Annotated in this window: 18 protein-coding genes; 11 read left to right on the plus strand and 7 right to left on the minus strand. The window is 48.5% G+C overall.

Annotated features, from left to right (window positions below; translation table 11 throughout):
• The first annotated feature begins 323 nt into the window (after nt 1–323).
• From HCZ42_RS16270 to HCZ42_RS16285, 4 genes are all read left to right on the plus strand, one after another.
• The gene (locus HCZ42_RS16270; protein ID WP_167421773.1) at nt 324–590 is read left to right on the plus strand and encodes a YihD family protein; all 267 of its coding nucleotides are present in this window, start codon (nt 324–326) and stop codon (nt 588–590) included.
• Between the two features lie 255 nt (nt 591–845).
• A complete protein-coding gene (gene ccoG, locus HCZ42_RS16275) occupies nt 846–2,264 on the plus strand; it encodes a cytochrome c oxidase accessory protein CcoG (protein ID WP_167421775.1) in 1,419 nt (472 codons plus the stop codon).
• A gap of 52 nt (nt 2,265–2,316) precedes the next feature.
• Entirely contained in the window at nt 2,317–3,303 is a 987-nt protein-coding gene (locus HCZ42_RS16280; RefSeq protein WP_167421867.1) for a serine/threonine protein kinase, read from the plus strand.
• A gap of 31 nt (nt 3,304–3,334) precedes the next feature.
• Entirely contained in the window at nt 3,335–3,934 is a 600-nt protein-coding gene (locus tag HCZ42_RS16285) for a thiol:disulfide interchange protein DsbA/DsbL (protein WP_053408054.1), read from the plus strand.
• A gap of 44 nt (nt 3,935–3,978) precedes the next feature.
• On the opposite strand, the gene HCZ42_RS16290 is transcribed toward HCZ42_RS16285, so the two are convergent.
• Entirely contained in the window at nt 3,979–4,863 is an 885-nt protein-coding gene (locus HCZ42_RS16290) for an acyltransferase (protein ID WP_167421777.1), read from the minus strand.
• A gap of 243 nt (nt 4,864–5,106) precedes the next feature.
• Between HCZ42_RS16290 and HCZ42_RS16295 the strand changes: the two genes are divergently transcribed.
• Nucleotides 5,107–6,087, plus strand: coding sequence for a DUF2860 domain-containing protein (locus HCZ42_RS16295; protein ID WP_167421779.1), 981 nt, complete (start codon nt 5,107–5,109; stop codon nt 6,085–6,087).
• Nucleotides 6,088–6,145: 58 nt separating this feature from the next.
• On the opposite strand, the gene HCZ42_RS16300 is transcribed toward HCZ42_RS16295, so the two are convergent.
• From HCZ42_RS16300 to HCZ42_RS16325, 6 genes are all read right to left on the minus strand, one after another.
• Nucleotides 6,146–7,117, minus strand: a complete 972-nt coding sequence (locus HCZ42_RS16300) for a LysR substrate-binding domain-containing protein (protein WP_167421780.1) — start codon at nt 7,115–7,117, stop codon at nt 6,146–6,148.
• A gap of 128 nt (nt 7,118–7,245) precedes the next feature.
• A complete protein-coding gene (locus HCZ42_RS16305) occupies nt 7,246–8,160 on the minus strand; it encodes a LysR family transcriptional regulator (RefSeq protein ID WP_167421782.1) in 915 nt (304 codons plus the stop codon).
• Between the two features lie 21 nt (nt 8,161–8,181).
• Nucleotides 8,182–9,354, minus strand: coding sequence for a M20 aminoacylase family protein (locus HCZ42_RS16310; RefSeq protein WP_167421784.1), 1,173 nt, complete (start codon nt 9,352–9,354; stop codon nt 8,182–8,184).
• A gap of 60 nt (nt 9,355–9,414) precedes the next feature.
• The gene (locus HCZ42_RS16315; RefSeq protein WP_053408048.1) at nt 9,415–9,885 is read right to left on the minus strand and encodes a hypothetical protein; all 471 of its coding nucleotides are present in this window, start codon (nt 9,883–9,885) and stop codon (nt 9,415–9,417) included.
• A complete protein-coding gene (locus tag HCZ42_RS16320; protein ID WP_167421786.1) occupies nt 9,878–10,720 on the minus strand; it encodes a DUF3100 domain-containing protein in 843 nt (280 codons plus the stop codon). The genes HCZ42_RS16315 and HCZ42_RS16320 overlap by 8 nt, the downstream gene beginning before the upstream one ends.
• A 231-nt stretch (nt 10,721–10,951) precedes the next feature.
• Nucleotides 10,952–12,475 (minus strand): YifB family Mg chelatase-like AAA ATPase, encoded by a 1,524-nt coding sequence (locus HCZ42_RS16325; protein WP_167421788.1) that lies wholly within the window; start codon nt 12,473–12,475, stop codon nt 10,952–10,954.
• Nucleotides 12,476–12,967: 492 nt separating this feature from the next.
• Here HCZ42_RS16325 and ilvG point away from each other — a divergent pair, with 492 nt between their 5' ends.
• From ilvG to acuI, 6 genes are all read left to right on the plus strand, one after another.
• Complete coding sequence (gene ilvG, locus HCZ42_RS16330) at nt 12,968–14,614, plus strand: acetolactate synthase 2 catalytic subunit (protein WP_167421790.1); 1,647 nt, start codon at nt 12,968–12,970, stop codon at nt 14,612–14,614.
• A 1-nt stretch (nt 14,615) separates the two neighbouring features.
• On the plus strand, nt 14,616–14,900 hold the full coding sequence (gene ilvM, locus HCZ42_RS16335) for an acetolactate synthase 2 small subunit (RefSeq protein ID WP_053408042.1): 285 nt from the start codon (nt 14,616–14,618) through the stop codon (nt 14,898–14,900).
• Between the two features lie 11 nt (nt 14,901–14,911).
• Nucleotides 14,912–15,853, plus strand: coding sequence for a branched-chain-amino-acid transaminase (gene ilvE / locus HCZ42_RS16340; protein WP_167421791.1), 942 nt, complete (start codon nt 14,912–14,914; stop codon nt 15,851–15,853).
• A gap of 12 nt (nt 15,854–15,865) precedes the next feature.
• On the plus strand, nt 15,866–17,707 hold the full coding sequence (gene ilvD, locus HCZ42_RS16345) for a dihydroxy-acid dehydratase (RefSeq protein WP_167421793.1): 1,842 nt from the start codon (nt 15,866–15,868) through the stop codon (nt 17,705–17,707).
• A 3-nt stretch (nt 17,708–17,710) separates the two neighbouring features.
• Complete coding sequence (gene ilvA, locus HCZ42_RS16350) at nt 17,711–19,252, plus strand: threonine ammonia-lyase, biosynthetic (RefSeq protein ID WP_167421795.1); 1,542 nt, start codon at nt 17,711–17,713, stop codon at nt 19,250–19,252.
• A gap of 180 nt (nt 19,253–19,432) precedes the next feature.
• Nucleotides 19,433–20,413 (plus strand): acrylyl-CoA reductase (NADPH), encoded by a 981-nt coding sequence (gene acuI, locus HCZ42_RS16355; protein WP_167421797.1) that lies wholly within the window; start codon nt 19,433–19,435, stop codon nt 20,411–20,413.
• Nucleotides 20,414–20,439: the final 26 nt, after the last annotated feature.

Genomic DNA, 20,439 nt, shown 5'->3' on the forward strand with positions numbered 1-20,439 from the left:
TCATAATTATCTAGGCCATTACATTGGCAATGGATGTGCCTGGCAGTTAGGTAATTCGATGCGACCAACGACCGTCAGGTTTTCGCACACAAACACAAGTGCGATGCGTCGTCGTAGTGGCTTTGTTGCTGCTCCAACGGCAAAAAAAGCAGCTCCTACAATGACTTTGGTAGAAAAGACAGCGCTGTTAATGTCTTCTCGTGCGAAAGTTGTTCAAGCAGCTTAATTAAAAAGCGCAGATCACTCTGCGCTTTTTTCTTATATTCAATCCGTCAATTTGATACCTTTAATGGCAAATCATTACAAAAACTATGGAGAAAGCGATGAAATGCCATCGAATTGAAGAGTTACTCGAGCTACTCGAGCCAGAGTGGCAACAAGACCAACAGCTAAACCTGTTACAGTTCATCGTGAAGCTAGCCGACGAAGCTGGCTACCAAGGTAAACTGGAAGATCTCACCGACGACGTGTTGATCTATCACCTGAAGATGCGTAATAGCGAAAAAGACGAAATGATCCCGGGTTTGAAAAAAGACCAAGAAGACGACTTTAAAACCGCACTCTTAAGAGCACGTGGCATCATAGACTGAGCGAATCCTGTCGAATGGGCGGCCTGATGGTCGCCCTTTTTATACCCAATTCATATACCAACATCGTACTGTTAGGTCATTTATTTATATAACTGTACTGACCTTTGTTGTTAAAGGTTGATAGCCTTAAAGAAATAGAATTGTTATAGCGTATATAATCGCCGTCTATAAGAATTTACTAAAGTATCGACAAGCAATGTCAAACAAGAGTGTGAACACCATAAATCACACCGCACAGCCTAAGAAGGAAGCGTAATGAGTCAGGATAAAATCGATATCAAAGATGTGACTCCCAAAACATTCAACCCAAAAACTCACAAAACCAACGGTGACCGATTTAACCCGAGTAACCGTATTTACGTACGTGAAAGTAAAGGGACTTTTCAAAAGCTGCGTCGCTACGGTGGCTGGTTCTTGTTGGTCTTATTTGCCGCGATACCTTGGATTCCTTACGGTGACCGCCAAGCGATCCTGCTCGACATTGGTCAGCAACAGTTCAACTTTTTTGGCACCACTCTTTACCCACAAGACTTAACGCTGCTGGCACTGCTGTTTATGATCTCAGCGTTTGGTTTGTTCTTCCTGACGACCTTTTTAGGCCGAGTTTGGTGTGGCTATCTCTGTCCGCAAACCGTCTGGACCTTCATGTACATCTGGTTTGAAGAGAAACTGGAAGGCAGCGCCAACAAACGTCGCAAGCAAGATTCCAACAAACTGACCGCCAACTTGGCGATGCGCAAAGGCTTGAAACATCTGGCTTGGTGGGCAATCGCATTGGCAACAGGCTTTACCTTTGCGGGTTATTTTGTGCCAATTCGCGACCTAGTGGTCGACTTCTTTACCTTTAACGCTGACTTCTGGCCGGTTTTCTGGGTGTTGTTCTTTGCTGCATGTACTTATGGCAACGCGGGCTGGATGCGCTCAATCATGTGTATTCACATGTGCCCATACGCGCGTTTCCAATCGGCAATGTTCGACAAAGACACATTTATCGTCGGTTACGACACCAAACGTGGCGAAACCCGTGGCCCACGCTCACGCAAAGCAGACCCGAAAGCACTTGGCTTAGGTGACTGTATTGACTGTGATTTGTGTGTTCAGGTTTGTCCAACCGGGATCGATATTCGTGACGGCTTGCAGTACGAATGTATCAACTGTGGTGCGTGTATCGACGCGTGTGACAACACTATGGAGCGCATGGGCTATGAAAAAGGCCTGATCAGCTACACCACCGAACACCGCTTGTCCGGTAAACACACTAAGGTGATGCGTCCGAAATTACTCGGCTATGGCGCAGTGTTGCTGGTGATGATTGGCTTATTCTTCGCACAGGTTGCCGCGGTTGACCCTGCTGGCCTGAGCGTCATTCGTGACCGTAGCCAACTGTTCCGCGTCAATACGTCTGGTGAAGTAGAAAACACCTATACGCTGAAGATCATCAACAAAACCCAGCAGACTCAAACTTACAATTTGGGTGTTGAAGGTCTCAGTGATGTGTCTTGGTACGGTAAGCAAACCGTTCAGGTCGCACCGGGTGAGGTACTCAACTTACCAATGAGCTTAGGCGTCAACCCAGACAATCTCACTTCGTCCGTGGCGACTATTCAGTTTATACTGTCGGATAGCGAAGACTTTACTATTGAAGTAGAAAGCCGCTTCATTAAGAAGCTCTGACGATTTCTACCCCATCATGGAAAAAGGCTCAGCAATGAGCCTTTTTTATTTTATGACCCAACAAGCTTTTAACTTTGATGCCTTAACGCCCGATTTTATGTGGTATGCCCTAGAGAGTGTTGGCATTCGTGCTGAGTCTGGGTTCTTGGCGCTCAATAGCTACGAAAACCGCGTCTATCAGTTCACCGACGAAGAGCGTCAACGCTACGTGGTGAAATTTTATCGACCTGAACGCTGGAGTCAGGCGCAAATTCAAGAAGAGCATGACTTTACCCACGAGCTGATTGAAGCCGATATTCCGGTTGCTCCGCCAGTCAAACTCAACGGACAAACCTTGCATCACTACCAAGGTTATCTGTTTGCTCTGTTTGCCAGTGTTGGTGGGCGTCAGTTTGAAGTGGATAATCTCGATCAGCTAGAAGGTGTTGGTCGTTTTCTTGGCCGTATCCACAAGGTGGGTGCGCGCGCACCATTTAAGCACCGCCCGACGATTGGCTTAGAAGAGTATCTCTATCAACCACGAAAGTTACTGCAAAATTCGTCATTTATTCCGATGCATCTGGAAAACGCATTTTTTAACGACCTCGATCTGCTGATCACATCACTGGAGACCCATTGGAATTCATCGACCAATATCATTCGCGTCCACGGCGACTGCCACCCAGGCAATATTTTGTGGCGTGACGGGCCGATGTTTGTCGATCTGGATGATTCGCGTAACGGTCCAGCGGTACAAGATCTCTGGATGATGCTCAGTGGTGAGCGCGCTGAGAAAGTGATGCAATTGGACACCATTCTGGAGGCGTATCAAGAGTTTAACGATTTTAATCTTAACGAATTGAAACTTATTGAACCTTTACGTGGTCTACGTATGGTCCACTATATGGCATGGTTAGCAAAAAGATGGCAGGATCCTGCTTTTCCGATCGCTTTTCCTTGGTTCGATGATCCAAAATACTGGGAAAGCCAAGTACTTGCTTTCAAAGAGCAGATTTCGGCTCTCAACGAGCCACCACTCTCTCTGATGCCACAGTGGTAACAAACGAAATAACGAGAAAATGGAGTCACCAATGAAAAAGCTGTTTGCCCTAGTCGCAACACTTATGCTGAGCCTTTCTGCTCATGCAGCGCAATTTAAAGAAGGTCAGCACTACAAGGTTCTTGATCTAGAAGCTTCATCAAAACCAACTGTTACTGAGTTCTTCTCTTTTTACTGCCCTCACTGTAATTCATTTGAACCAATCATCCAGCAACTGAAAGCGAAGCTGCCAGAAAACGCGAAATTCCAGAAAAACCACGTGTCGTTCATGGGTGGCAACATGGGTGAGTCAATGAGCAAAGCTTACGCGACCATGGTAGTGCTAAAAGCAGAAGACAAAATGGTACCTGTGATGTTTAACCGCATCCACAACATGCGTAAAGCGCCGAAGAACAATGACGAGCTACGTCAGATGTTCGTCGACGAAGGTATCGACGGCAAGAAGTTTGACGCGGCATTTAACGGCTTTGCGGTAGATTCCATGGTTCGCCGCTTCGACAAGCAGTTTAAAGACAGCGGCTTGTCTGGCGTTCCAGCGGTAGTGGTGAACAACAAGTACCTAGTTCAAGCACAAAGCATCAAAACGATGGATGAGTACTTCGACTTGGTCAACTACTTACTAACCAAATAACACCATCAGCGATAGACGAGAAAGGGAGCATTACGCTCCCTTTTTTATTTGCTTTGGTAAATCTTCTGCAATAGCACATCTTTATCTTGCCAAATCGACGTCAGCCATTGCTGGAACTGACGCTTAAATGGCTTATCGTTAAAGTAATCGCCACGCACGTGCTCATTAACAGGCAGCACTTTGGTGCGTACGACAATCTTCGTCATTCGTCCCATCAACATATCTTTAAATGGCTTTTCTGTGTTTTCAGGGTACGCCAAAGTAACATCAATAATGTTCTCAAACTGATCCCCCATCGCCGCTAGCGTATAAGCGATACCGCCCGTTTTGGGTGGAAGTAGGTGTTGGTAGCCCACTTTACTGCTACGCTGCTTTTCACTGGTAAAGCGCGTGCCTTCGACGTAGTTCACCACTGTTGTCGGCGCGTATTTGAATTTCTCGCACGAGCGGCGTGTCGTCAGCAGGTCTTGGCCCCGTTTCTCCGGATGACGGATGAGATATTCGCGAGAATAGCGACGCATAAATGGCATGTCTAACGCCCAACACGCCATCCCCAGAAACGGGATATACATCAGTTGCTGTTTAAGGAAAAACTTTGGCATCGGGATACGGTCTTTAAACACGCAACAAAGCACGACGATATCAGTCCAACTCAAATGGTTACTGATCAGCAAATACCATCCGTCTTTCTTGAGTTGCTCACCACCTTCAATATCCCACTCTACACGATTGGTGATCGCCAACACTTTGGCATTAATCGTCGCCCACAACCACATCACTTGATTGGCAACAGACGTTGCTTTCGCCTTTTGCTTTGGGTTCGGTAATAACACCTTAAAGAGTGCAATGACGCATATCGCAACAGAGCAAACTACCGAGTTTAGGGTGACGATAAAAATATTAAAAATAAAAACTAAAAAGGGCAGCATAACTCTCAAGAGTGAGACCTCTACAAAATTGATAAATATTCAGCTCCCGGTGAACTACGTTGTATTTATGGGAATTATTTCATTAACAACGACATTCACATTTATTTACTTCATTAGAAATAAAACAGTGTGTAATTATACGAATCCCAAATGACTTTGGAATCATTACGCAGATGGTCTGATTAGTTTCATGTCCTTATCGTAGTGTTCAACTATTATAAAAAATCCCTAAGGGAAGCAACGATGAAAGCTCAACACACACTGTTCATTTTCGCGCTGGCGGCGTCGCCCTGTATGGCGAAATTAGCTCAAAATCCCGGAATAAGTGGCGAAGTGGCGCTAAGTACTGGCTACGTGTCGTCCAAATCCAACTTTGATACCGAAGCAGACAAACGCATAGACAGTCTAAATCAAGACGCGTCGACGGATTCTCGCGGTATCGTTATTCCGCTCGGTAATCTCGCCTACACCTTTGGCTCAGAGTTAGATAAGCAAGTTTACATCGGGACATCACGTGAAGATATTGCCGTCGGTGCACTCGCGCTAGAGATCGGGTACATGCAAGAACTTAACTCTGGAACTATCGTCGATGTTTCAGTGCTACCCAGCGTGATGTCACGAGAGGTCTGGGAAGACCCGTTTTTGGAAGGTCAAAGACGTCATAAAACAGACGAAGATGGTATGGCGTATCGACTCAAGCTCAGCAATATTAATGGCTCGAACTTTAGTCTAGATACCGCATATGGCACCCGAGACGTGGATGATGAACTGTCGGGTACAACCCAGCTTTCTCAAGCAGAAGCGAAATTGTTGGATCGCGACTTAGATTGGTATCTAATCAGAGCGAGTTATCGTTTCTCGTTAAGCGAATCAAACTATCTGACCCCAACACTCACTTATACTTCAACCGATGCGGATGGCGATGCAAATTCCAGTGACTCGGTCAGAGCCGAAGCTATGTATGCAGCTTTGTTCGACCACCATAAGCTAGCGATTACCGCGGCCTACACGAACCGTTCATTTGATGAGAAAAACCCGTTGTTTGATAAAAAACGCGACGAGAATATCTATAGCTTATTTGCCGCGTATGAATATCGTCTGAGCGGTGATTGGCAAGATTGGTCTTTCATTTCTTTGGCGGGCTACAAAAATACTGATTCTGATATCGAGTTCTACGACAAGAGCCAGTTTTTAACCACGGTAGGGATGAGTTACCACTTCTAAACCGATAAAAAAAACCACCTTCAATAAGGTGGTTTTTAACTCACTCAGCAGACTATCGCTAACGATAAGTAAGTAACTGGACGTCTTCAAACCATTTCATCAGTTCAGATTTTGACATGTGCGCGGTTTCTTCGATCACCGAGCGGGTCAAATGCGGTGCGAACTTCTCGATAAAGTCGTACATATAGCGCTGTAAGTAAATGTTTTTACTATAACAAAGCCATGCATAACAATCAGGGACTAGCCCTTCTAGCGAACGCACTGCGATCGAACTGCTCATCGAGTGAGTCGCAACCGAAGCAATAATGCCGATGCCTACACCCATGCTGACGTATTCTTTGATCACATCCACATCCATCGCCGTAACGATATATTGTGGGTCTAAACCGCGCTGAGCAAAGGCGTTATCAATCGCGATACGCCCGGTTGATTTGAGCTCGTAACTGATCAGTTTTTCTTGAGCGATCTGCTCAAGCGTGACCGTTTCCGCCGTCGCCAACGGGTGGTCAGATGGCACAATCAAACTCAATGACCATTTGTAAGCTGGCAGCATCGCCAGATCCATTTGCTCATCAACGTCTTGAGCCACAATCGAGAAATCGTATGGACCAGTTGGTAATGTATTACCACGAGTGTCAGGTTCAATCGTCCCCATGTGCAGCGATACTTTGGGGTAGCGGTTCATAAAGTAGCGGACGCTTTCTGGTAACAAGAACTTGGCAATCGCGTTGGTAGTGTAAATATTGAGGCGACCTTGCTCCGGAGAGGAAACACTGGCTGAAATTGCTTTGATACGGTCTTCAATTTCCAGCATTTGGCTGGCTTCATGGATGATCTGTTTACCGATTTCGGTCGGGCCGGATAAATGTTTACCGTGTCGCTCAAAAATCTGTACGCCGAGTTCATCTTCCAGCAGCGCAACCTGCTTACTGATCCCTGGTTGAGAAGTGAATAACTTCTGCGAAGTTAATGAAATATTGTATCCGTTTCGCTGAATTTCGCGAATATAGCGAAGTTGTTGCAGCTTCATTGTCTATCCCTCGTCGCGTACTCGATTACACAACCACCACTTATGAATGAGTTACTGGTTATAACAATATATCCCTAACAATAGCAAGTAGATAGCTATGTTAAGGCCCGTAAACTGGTGTGATACGACTAACGAGGCTGCGTCGCGTTAAACGCACTCATGCAGTTGATGATACACGACTTCATCTCTTTGATTGAACTGCTCTGCAATCGCCCCTTACGCATCACCAAGTCAACGGACGTATCTAGAGTATGCATGCCCTCGACAGGAATCGCGACAAAACAGTGATTTTGCAACTCTTTCGCCACGCACACTTTCGGTAGCAAGGCTCCGCCGAGTCCGACTTCAACAAAGTTTTTCAGTGCTTCGAAGGAGTTGCACTCCATGATCGATTTCAAGCGAATTTGTTGGCGAGCTTCATAAAGATTCACCGCACGGCGGATACTGAACGATTCGGTCAATAACGCCAGCGGGATCTCGGACAGTTGGGAAGGAGAACAAATCTCGAGTGAAGCCCAAGGGCTATGGTTTGGCACCAATAAGCTCAGCTCTTGGAAAGCGCAGGAATAGAGTACGTCGACTTTTGGGTCGTGCTTGGCATTGAGCAGTAAACCGATGTCCGATTCTTCGTTCTTGATGCTATCGATGACATCATCGCCACCACCTACTTGCAACACCAGCTTGACCCCTGGGTGCAAACGCGAAAACTGTGTAATCGCGTTATTGAGTAAGTCAGGGATAAAGCCGCCACCGATCGAGATACGCAGAGTCCCCGATTGCAGAAGCTCGATTTCTGACAGTTGCGAGATAAAGTCATTTTTACGCTGATTGACGTCTTGAATGTACTCGGTCAAACGAAGACCCGATTCGGTCAGATTGACTCCGCGACCAATGCGGTCGAGTAGCTGCACATCGAGTTGTGACTCTAGCTGAGCCACTTTGCGGCTAATCGCCGACGGCGAAACGTGCAGAATCTCCGACGCTGCACGAATACTTTTGGTTTTAGCGACCACCTCGAAATATCTTAAGGCTCTATCATCCATCGGTCTTGTACTGCTACTCCGTTATTTAGCCAGCAAATGTTGCACGAGCCTTACCCAGAAGTTAGCGCCAATCGGCAGCACATCATCATTGAAGTCGTAGTTCGGGCTATGCAGGTTATGGGTATGTTGTTGGCTACCGTTACCTAGCCAGATATACGCGCCAGGGCGCTGCTCCAACATAAATGCAAAGTCTTCACCGCCCATACTTGCTGGTGGGTTAAGGTGTAAGCGCGAGATCTCCGGCATTTGTTCCAACACGGCGCGACACTTTGCCGCTTCCTCTGGCGTGTTGATCGTCGCGGGATAGCGTCGAGTATATACAATTTCCGCCTTGCACCCTTGTGCATGCGCAATATTTGTCACAACGTCTTTCATACGCGATTCGATCAAATCACGGACCTGAGGACAGAACGAGCGAGTTGTCCCGGCGAATACGACTTCTTCGGGAATCACGTTGTAAGCATGGCCAGCGTTGATTTGCGTTACGCTGATCACTCCAGACTTTTGTGGGTCAAGATTACGGCTAATCACGCTTTGTAACGCATTGATGATCAAACTGGCGGTATAGACTGGGTCGATGGTGTCGTGCGGCATTGCGCCGTGTCCACCAGCGCCGACAATTTTGATGTCAAAGGTGTCGAATGCGGCCATGACTGCGCCGTCATGCACCGCAGCTTCACCAGCAGGCAGTGCTGGCCAGTTGTGTAGACCATACACTTCTTTGACCGGAAAACGCTCAAACAGACCATCTTCAATCATCGCTTTTGCACCCGCTTCATTTTCTTCCGCGGGTTGGAAAATAAAGTGTACGGTCCCTTTAAAGTACGGATTTTTCGCCAGCATCACAGCGGCGCCGAGCAACATCGTGGTGTGGCCATCGTGACCACAAGCGTGCATTTTGCCTTGGTGGGTCGAGCAGTGCGCGAAGGTATTCAACTCATCGAGGTTGAGTGCGTCCATATCCGCGCGCAGGCCGATGCTTTCTCCCGCACCTAAACTGCCGCGCAAGGTGGCGACTACCCCAGTGCCACCTAGGCCACGATGTACTTCTAAACCTAAACTGGTGAGGATATCGGCAATAATTTCCGACGTCCTGAACTCTTCATAAGCGGTTTCAGGGTGGGCATGGATATCACGTCGCCATTGTACGAGCTGAGCATGCTCTTCGGAGTGATGTTTGATGTATTCAGTCATAACCTTTTTCTAGCTGTTTTATTGTTTTGATTAATCTTAGGTAGCATTGGTTGAACGCGCTTAAAGCAGCGCGTTCGCAACCAATACAGAACCAATGTACGTTCCGGTAAACACTAGGATAGCAATCAGTACGATCTTACCGCCGGCAGATTTAAAGGTCGTGACCTCGTGTTTGCTGATCGCCAAACCTGCATACGCCAACACCGGCGTCACCAAACTCAAAAAGTTAATGTCTTTTACGTAGCTAAGGATCGGCTCCGCAAGCGGTGAGGCCGGAATGGTCAGTAACACGCTGACCAGTGACAACCAAGCCACCGACGGCAAATAAAACGGCATGACTTTCGCGAGCACCAAGCCTGCCATCACCATGGCAAAGATGATCGCCATACCCGGCAGTGCCGAAAGCGGCGTCACACCGGTACCAGTCCAGTTACTGATCAGCGCGACAACACACACAATCGCCAACACCATCGCGTAATCGATCAGATTAATATCGGCATTTACATTCTTTTTCGTTGCTGCATTAGACATTTAGATCACTCCCTGGCTGTTGTGTTTGTTTCTCCGTCTTGTTCCCCACCAGTAAGCGGTAGAGTTTTTCGGTCAAAGGTAAAGCAATAAATAGCCCGACAAATAGACCTGTCGCATTAGTTAACAAGTTGCTTGCACCAGCTAAAGCAAGGATTTCCTCTTTCATCGCCGGAACACTTTCACCCAACGCAGCAGAACATGCCGCGGTCATACTGCCGCTACCCACACCACATGCCATCGCCAATGCGCGCACATCAAACCATTCTGTTGACGCCAGTAAAGAAGCCAAAATCGCGAAATACAGCGTGCCGAACATAGTGCCCATGACATAAACCCCCATAACACCGATCCCTTCCGGACTCTTCAAGCCATATTTATCAGAGATCAGTGCGATATTCGGCTCACGCGCGATAGAGAAACACGCACCAATCGACTCACGTCCCATCTTCAGCAACAATATCGCGACAGGCATTGCGACTAAGATAGTACCGAGGTTACCGAGTTCCTGAAAAATCATCGCCGGACCAACCGCCAAGATTTTGTTTAGAGAAGGACCGATAAGCGTGCCGAATTTCGCCAAGAAAGGAAGAACGGAAATAATGATGATTGGCGTGGCTTTTTCAGCCTGTTTTGAACTCAGTACCCGTTTCGCGGCGCCGACGACATTCGGATTAAAGAGCAAACCGATGATAAATGCGTAAAAGAGGGGGAGCAGTACCACACTGCTGCTGCCTAGCGGCACTTTAACCACGCCGACGAGCTCGGCAATGACCGCTATTGCAATCACCAAGAGGTGAAGTCGCCAGTTGCCCAACTGGCCTTTTAAGCTGTTCATATTTTGCTTCCTTGTTGGTTATATATCATTCCATTTTCTTATGTATCCAATTGATTAAATCATAATCACCACACTGGAACTAATGCTATATAACCAACGTTTTGTTCTAAAAAAAGCAACATGAAACATAATATCGTTGCATTAAATGAACACGGAAACGTTTACGCTCAAGCAAAAGTAGAATCAGACGATTCAACCATACTAAGAGCAAACAATAAGAACTTTGTTCTGTTACACCGCTTGCGCTGTCAATTGCTTCAATAGGCGATCCATGGCTCGATAACCTAACGCTTCCGCAAGATGAGCACGTTCAATATCGACCTGTCCCTCTAAATCCGCGATAGTTCGCGCGACTTTGATGATGCGATGATAAGCGCGAATCGATAACCCTAACCGATGCAAAGCACTTTCCAGAAACTGCGCATCTGGCTTATTTAACGGGCAATATTTCTCGATCTCTCGACTGCCAAGCAACGCATTGGATTTGTTGGCTCGGTGTTGCATCCTTGCTCGCGCTTCCAACACACGCTCTCTGACCACGACCGTCGGCTCACCACGATCTCCCCCTTCGGCTAAAGTGCCTTTCGGTAGAGACGGTATTTCAATCGACATATCAAAGCGGTCAAGTAACGGGCCTGATAATCGGCTGAGATAACGTAAAATCGACTGTGGGTTAACGCGTGATTGGTTGCCTTCATAGTAACCCGTTGGGCTTGGATTCAGCGCGCCCACCAGTTGAAATCGGGCGGGAAAACGAGTTTTACCTTGCGCACGCGAAATGATGATCTCACCAGACTCTAGGGGTTCACGCAGTGAATCGAGCACTTTTCTTTCAAATTCGGGCATTTCATCAAGAAACAACAAACCATTATGAGCCAGCGAAATCTCGCCCGGCCTTGGAATGGTGCCCCCACCCACCAACGCCGCCATGGAACTGGAGTGGTGCGGAGATCGAAACGGGCGCTGCTTCCAGTTGTGGACATTGATTTCTTGCTGAGTGAGCGAGGCAACCGATGCGGTTTCCATTGCCTCTTCGTCATCCATCTCAGGTAACAGGTCACACAGGCGAGAAGCCAGCATGGTTTTTCCCGTTCCGGGAGGACCGAGAAACAGTAGGTTGTGGTTACCCGCTGCGGCAATTTCCAACGCGCGCTTCCCTTGTTGTTGGCCTATAATATCTTGCAGATCGCGTTGATTAGACGCCAACTTGGCACGTTTTTGCGTCTGATGGAGCGTTAATGACTGCTGACCACACAAGTCAGCACACACTTCCAATAAGCTTTGCGCCGATTTATGCAGATGTTGGCCGACCAAGGCAGCTTGGTCACCATTTTGCTGTGGCACCACCAGGCAACGCTCGGCTCGATTCGCCGCAAGCGCAGCAGGCAACACACCTTTTACCGAGCGTAATTCTCCCGATAGTGCTAATTCACCGATAAACTCCTTACTATCTAAGTCCGTCATCGGGATCTGCTGCGAAGCCGCCAAAATGCCGAGTGCAATTGGTAAATCAAACCGACCGCCCTCTTTGGGAAGATCGGCCGGTGCCAAGTTGACCGTGATCCGTTTGGCGGGGAACTCAAACCGTGAATTAATGATCGCACTGCGCACCCGATCGCGCGATTCTTTGACGGTGGTTTCTGGTAAACCGACTAACGTAAATCCCGGCATACCGTTGCTGATGTGCACTTCCACCGTCACATTGGGCGCTTCTACTCCGACCGAAGCTCGACTATGAATTACCGCTAATCCCATAAACTCATCACTTTTTCGCCATTCACTATTTATCTCCTTGATAAATTGTCTAAATCACAATCAAGCTTGTTATATAGCTTGATCAGTTGCTGATGGAATGTGAAAAAAGTATGAGTTTTTGCTTGTCATTTAACGGATATGTGTGATACCACTAGAGACGCAAACAATTTCGTACCATATTGCATAGACACAACATTAGAAAACGAAGATGAACTTTACCGCCCGCACTAACGCACTGATTGCCCTGATTATCGTGGTCATTATTGATTCCGCGCGGGGGCTGGTGGGCGAAAAATAACCACAAATTCTTAAAAACCCCCGCACTGAGAAGTCCGGGGGTTTTTTTACAATTAACAGTTCAAAAAATTAAATTAAAACAAAGTTCATCCTGACCAAAGTCGTTCAAAGGTCAGTTATGACAGGAAGAATGGGAGCGCACATGCAGTGCACAAGAAAAAATAATCGCCAATGCGATACACAGGGAGGCTTACGATGACAGGTGCAGAGTTAGTCGTAGCCGCATTGCAGCAGCAAGGGATTAAGACCGTATTTGGTTACCCTGGTGGTGCAATCATGCCAATCTACGACGCATTATACGATGGCGGTGTTGAGCATATACTTTGTCGTCACGAGCAAGGCGCAGCAATGGCTGCCATCGGCATGGCTCGTTCTACTCAAGATGTTGCCGTGTGTATGGCCACATCCGGACCAGGAGCCACCAACCTAGTGACCGGTTTAGCCGATGCCTTTATGGATTCCATCCCACTGGTTGCTATCACAGGTCAGGTTGCCAGTTCCCATATCGGTACCGATGCATTTCAGGAAATGGACGTGATCGGCATGTCACTCTCCTGTACCAAACACAGCTACTTAGTTACCGATATCAACGAACTCGCGCCAACCATGGCCGAAGCCTTCGAAGTAGCAAAAACTGGCCGCCCTGGCCCTGTTATCGTTGATATCGCTAAAGATGTACAGCTAGCACAAGCTCCTGTTGAACTCCTTCCTCCTTTTACTCCACCTCCTATGCCCGCCGCGACGTCTGCGGCCATTGCGAAAGCACAAGAGCTGCTATCACAAAGCTCTCGTCCGGTACTTTATGTTGGTGGTGGTGTGCAGTTGGGCCACGCGACAGACGCGGTACGCGAATTTCTACGCTTAAATCCAATGCCGTCGGTGAGTACACTAAAAGGCTTGGGTACGGTAGAGCGCCACGACCAACATTACTTGGGCATGCTGGGTATGCATGGCACCAAAGCAGCCAACTTAGTTGTACAAGAATGTGACCTGCTGATTGCCGTTGGTGCACGTTTTGATGACCGAGTAACAGGTAAGCTGGATACCTTTGCGCCAAACGCGAAAGTCATCCATATCGATATCGATGCGGCAGAAATCCACAAACTTCGTCAAGCCAATGCACCAGTTCGTGGTGAAATTCCACAGGTTTTGTCTCAGCTGGAACTAGTGAAAGACATCACACCTTGGGTTAAGCACAGTGAAAGCCTACGCACCGCGTTCAAATGGCGTTACGACCACCCGGGCGAGCTTATCTACGCACCAGGCCTGTTAAAACAGCTATCAGACATGATGCCGGACAGCGCGATCGTTTCGACCGACGTCGGCCAACACCAAATGTGGTCAGCGCAGCATATTCAGCCGCGAGAGCCACAAAACTTCATCACCTCTGCGGGGCTTGGCACCATGGGCTTTGGTCTTCCTGCAGCAATGGGGGCAGCGGTCGCTCGTCCTGATGACCAGTCAATCCTTATTACCGGTGACGGTTCATTTATGATGAACGTGCAGGAACTGGGCACGCTAAAACGCCGCCAGATTCCGGTCAAAATCGTTCTACTCAACAACCAGCGTTTAGGCATGGTTCGTCAATGGCAATCGCTGTTCTTTGACGGTCGCCACAGTGAAACGATTCTAGATGACAACCCGGATTTCGTTATGCTGGCAAAAGCGTTCGATATCCCGGGTAAAACCATCACCAAAAAGGAAGAAGTAGAACCGGCGCTAAAAGAGATGCTTGAGAGCAAAACGTCATACATGCTTCACGTACTGATCGACGAAGAAGAAAATGTATGGCCGCTAGTACCGCCAGGTGCTTCAAACAATGACATGCTGGAGAACACGTAACATGGAAAGATATCTATTAGACATCAAAGCGGATGACAAACCGGTACTTTTAGAGCGTGTTCTGCGAGTGATTCGCCACCGTGGCTTCATCATCAAACAGGTAGCCGCGACACAAAATCACGAAAGCAAAGTAGCGAGCGTGGAAATTATCGTAGATAGTGATCGTCCAATCTCTTTCATTACCAATCAGATTGAGAAACTCTGGGATGTTCGCACCGTCGAGGTGACACAAATCGCGAACGACGAACTACCAAATAACAACTTACAACAAAAGATTTGTGCATAAGGAAGGCAATAATGGCTACAAAAACTGCAGATTACATTTGGTTCAACGGTGAAATGGTTCCATGGGCAGACGCTAACGTTCACGTTCTGACTCACGCGATGCATTACGGTACGTCGGTATTCGAAGGCGTACGCTGCTACAACACACCAAAAGGTCCAATTGTCTTCCGTCACCGCGAGCACGCACAGCGTCTTAAAGATTCTGCGAAGATCTACCGTTTCCCGATCCCGTACTCAATCGATGAGATCATGGAAGCAACGCGCGAAACACTGCGCCAAAACAAACTGGATAACGCTTACATTCGCCCGCTAGGGTTTGTTGGCAACGTGGGTCTGGGTGTTTGCCCGCCAGCAGGTACCGAGATGGACCTAATTATCGCCGCGTTCCCTTGGGGTTCTTACCTTGGTGAAGAAGCACTAGAAAACGGCGTTAGCGCGATGGTTTCAAGCTGGAACCGTGCGGCGCCAAACACCATCCCAACCGCAGCAAAAGCAGGCGGTAACTACTTATCTTCTCTACTAGTTGGCGGTGAAGCTCGCCGCCACGGTTACGACGAAGGTATCGCACTGAGCGTAGACGGTTACCTATCAGAAGGCGCTGGCGAGAATATTTTCGTAGTGAAAAACGGTGTCATTACCACGCCACCAGCAACCAGTGCAATTCTACCGGGCATCACCCGAGATTCGATCATGACACTGGCGCGCGACATGGGTTACGAAGTTCGCGAAGCGAATATTGCCCGTGAAGCCCTCTACCTAGCGGACGAAGTGTTTATGACTGGTACCGCAGCAGAAGTCGTACCGGTTGCGACTATCGACAAAATTGAAGTTGGCAGCGGTAAACGTGGCCCTATCACTAAAGCGCTACAAGAAGCGTACTTTGGCCTGTTCAACGGCACCACTGAAGATAAGTGGGGTTGGTTGGATTACGTTTACCCGCAAGATGCAAAATAAGGAAGTAGCACAATGCCTAAATACAGATCAGCCACCACCACACACGGACGCAACATGGCGGGTGCTCGTGCCTTGTGGCGCGCAACCGGCGTAAAAGATGAAGACTTTGGTAAACCAATCATCGCGGTGGTGAACTCATTTACTCAGTTTGTTCCTGGTCACGTTCACTTAAAAGACTTAGGGCAGCTCGTCGCGCAAGAAATCGAAGCGGCAGGCGGTATCGCCAAAGAATTCAACACCATCGCGGTCGACGATGGCATCGCGATGGGTCACGGCGGCATGCTTTACTCACTACCGTCACGTGAACTGATCGCGGACTCGGTGGAATACATGGTTAACGCGCACTGTGCGGACGCAATGGTGTGTATCTCTAACTGTGACAAAATCACTCCGGGGATGCTAATGGCGTCGATGCGCCTGAATATCCCAGTCATTTTTGTCTCTGGTGGCCCGATGGAAGCAGGAAAAACCAAGCTTTCAGACCAACTCATCAAGCTCGACCTTGTTGACGCGATGATCCAAGGAGCAGACCCGAAAGTCTCAGATGAGCAGAGCGAACAGATCGAGCGTTCGGCGTGTCCGACTTGTGGTTCATGTTCGGGCATGTTCACCGCGAACTCGATGAACTGTCTGACCGAAGCACTTGGCCTATCTCAGCCGGGTAACGGTTCTTTACTTGCCACTCACGCAGACCGTAGAGAGCTGTTTGTTAATGCGGGTAAACGCATCGTTGAACTAACAAAACGTTACTACCTGCAAGACGATGAAACCGCACTACCACGCAATATCGCAACCAAAGCGGCATTCGAAAATGCGATGGCGCTGGATATCGCGATGGGTGGTTCAACCAACACCGTTTTACACCTACTCGCCGCAGCGCAAGAAGGTGAAGTCGATTTCGACATGACCGATATCGACCGCATGTCTCGCCAGGTACCGCACCTATGTAAAGTGGCGCCGTCCACGCAGAAATACCATATGGAAGATGTGCACCGCGCTGGTGGCGTGGTCGGTATTCTTGGTGAACTAGACCGCGCTGGCTTGTTGCACAACCAATCGAAAACCGTATTAGGTTTGACTTGGGAAGAGCAATTGGCGCAATACGACATCATGCTGACTGAATCTGAACAGGTAAAAGAGTTCTACCGTGCTGGACCTGCTGGTATCCGCACTACCCAAGCCTTCTCACAAGACTGCCGTTGGGACACACTGGATGATGACCGTGCTGAAGGTTGTATCCGCACTAAAGAAAACGCATTTAGCCAGGATGGCGGCCTTGCGGTGCTCAGAGGCAATATCGCGCTCGACGGTTGTATCGTCAAAACTGCTGGTGTTGACGAAAGTATCCTGAAATTCACCGGTCCTGCAGTGGTATTTGAAAGCCAAGAAGATGCGGTAGAAGGTATCCTTGGCGGTAAAGTGAAAGCGGGCGACGTCGTGGTGATTCGTTACGAAGGACCAAAAGGTGGACCGGGCATGCAAGAAATGCTCTACCCAACCACTTACCTTAAGTCGATGGGCTTAGGCAAAGAGTGTGCGCTGTTAACCGACGGTCGCTTCTCTGGTGGTACGTCAGGCCTGTCGATCGGTCACGCGTCTCCAGAGGCAGCAAACGGTGGTGCGATTGGCTTGGTTAAAGATGGCGACATGATTGCGATTGATATTCCAAACCGCAGCATTGCTCTAGAAATTTCTGAGCAAGAGCTTGCAGAGCGCCGTGCGAAACAAGACGAGCTAGGCTGGAAACCCGTTGCCCGTGAACGTGAAGTTTCTTTTGCACTGAAAGCATACGCAAGCATGGCAACCAGTGCTGACAAAGGTGCAGTACGAGATAAATCTAAGCTAGAGGGCTAGCTTATGAGCGATTCTTCAGCCCTCAAACCACAATCTGGCGCAGAGTACCTGCGCCAAATCTTGCGCGCACCTGTGTACGAAGTGGCGACCGTTACCCCACTGCAAGATATGCCGCGCTTATCGGCGCGTCTGAAAAACCAAGTGCAAATCAAACGAGAAGACCGCCAGCCAGTGCACTCGTTTAAACTGCGCGGCGCCTACAACATGGTGGCGAGCTTATCTGAGCAGCAAAAAGCGGCAGGTGTCATTGCTGCATCGGCAGGCAACCACGCTCAAGGCATGGCGCTGTCAGGCACTAAGCTTGGCATCAAAACCACGATTGTGATGCCAAGAACCACACCCGACATCAAGGTCGATGCGGTACGCAGTTTTGGTGGCAATGTGGTGCTGCATGGCAGCAACTTTGACGAAGCCAAAGCGGAAGCCGAACGTTTATCTGAAGTCAACGGCTATACCTTTGTGCCCCCATTCGACCACCCATTGGTGATCGCTGGGCAAGGCACGATCGGGATGGAGATGCTGCAGCAAAACGGTCATCTTGATTACATCTTCGTCCCTGTCGGTGGCGGTGGCTTGGCTGCGGGTGTCGCGGTTTTAGTCAAACAACTGATGCCAGAAATCAAAGTCATAGCGGTGGAACCGGAAGATTCAGCGTGCCTAAAAGCAGCACTCGATGCCGGTGAACCTGTGGTGCTTGACCAAGTCAGTATGTTTGCCGACGGTGTTGCGGTAAAACGCATCGGCGAAGAAACATTCCGCCTGTGTCAGAAGTACATCGACGGACACATTACAGTATCGAGCGATGAAATTTGTTCTGCGGTCAAAGATATCTTTGAAGATACCCGTGCGATCGCCGAACCATCAGGTGCATTAGCCCTAGCGGGTCTGAAAAAGTTTGCCGAAAAGAACCAGCTGGAAGGCAAAAAATTGGGGACGGTTCTCTCTGGCGCCAACACCAACTTCCATGGATTACGCTATGTTTCCGAACGTTGTGAACTGGGTGAAAAACGTGAAGGGTTACTCGCAGTAACGATTCCCGAGCGCCAAGGAGCATTCTTTGAGTTCTGCAACCTGATCGGTGGGCGCGCAGTAACGGAATTTAACTACCGTTACAGTGACGACAGCCTAGCGAATATCTTCGTCGGTGTCCGCTTGCAAGGTGGCCAAGAGGAACTCGAGCATATCATTCACGATTTGCGTGACGGCGGCTATCCGGTAGTTGACCTTTCTGACGATGAAATGGCGAAACTGCACGTGCGCTATATGATTGGTGGCAAACCATCCAAACCGCTCAAAGAACGCCTATACAGCTTTGAGTTCCCGGAATACCCGGGCGCCCTGCTGAAGTTCTTAAGTACACTTGGCACACATTGGAATATTAGCCTGTTTAACTACCGCAACCACGGCGCAGACTACGGTCGGGTTTTATGTGGTTTTGAATTGGATGAAGGTGATTTGTCACAATTTTCAGCTCACTTACGTGAACTGGGTTATCAGTGCAAAGACGAAACAGAAAATCCTGCGTATAAGTTTTTCCTTTCCTAGGCCACTTTTTCCAGTCACCAAAGCCAGTCTCCCGACTGGCTTTTTTATCGCCATAATACCCTTAGTAATAATGCGTGATATGCATAGATATAATGCTAAAGTTTCATTTCAGTCATAGTCGTTTTGAGACTACACTCAACAACAGTTTTTAAATTTTGCTGCTCACAGTGGAGACCACTTATGTTTAACGCTCTGATTCTAAACCAAGAAGAAAAACGCACTATCGCGAGTATCGAACAAATCGATGAAGCCCAGTTACCGGAAGGAGACGTGCTTATCGAAGTTGATTACTCATCACTGAACTACAAAGATGGTTTGGCGATCACTGGTAAAGGGAAAATCATCCGCAACTTCCCGATGGTTCCGGGTATCGACCTAGCAGGCACAGTGCTGGACTCACAAGACGCACGCTACCAAACCGGTGATAAAGTGGTCTTGACTGGTTGGGGTGTGGGTGAAAACCATTGGGGTGGCATGGCGCAACGTGCGCGTCTAAAAGCGGATTGGCTGGTACCACTACCACAAGGGCTAGACAGCAAAAAAGCAATGATGGTTGGCACCGCAGGTTTTACTGCAATGCTATGTGTTCAAGCGCTGCTTGATGCGGGCATCAAACCGGAAGACGGTGAGGTTCTAGTGACTGGTGCGAGCGGTGGTGTAGGTTCAGTCGCAGTAACATTGCTGGCTCAACTAGGCTACAAAGTCGCAGCCGTTACTGGTCGTGTTGAACAAAACGGTCCTCTTTTAGAAAAGCTTGGCGCAAGCCGCATCATCGACCGTGTTGAGTTTGAAGAGCCAGCACGCCCACTTGAGAAGCAAGTCTGGGCTGGTGCCGTCGATACCGTTGGCAGCAAAGTTCTAACAAAAGTACTGGCACAGATGGATTACAACGGTGCGGTAGCAGCGTGTGGTTTGGCAGGTGGTTTTGACCTACCAACAACTGTGATGCCATTTATCCTGCGCAACGTGCGTCTGCAAGGCGTGGACTCAGTGATGTGTCCTACCGAAAAACGTATCGCCGCATGGGAAAAGCTGGTTGAGCTACTACCAGAGAGCTACTTTGATCAAGCATGTACCGAAGTTGAATTAGCAGAAGCGCCTAAATACGCCGAAGACATTACCAACGGTCAAGTGACTGGTCGTGTTGTCATTAAGCTTTAAACACAGACCAAACATAAAAAGAGCCA

This window comes from Vibrio hepatarius (assembly GCF_011806575.1).
Classification (GTDB): domain Bacteria; phylum Pseudomonadota; class Gammaproteobacteria; order Enterobacterales; family Vibrionaceae; genus Vibrio; species Vibrio hepatarius_A.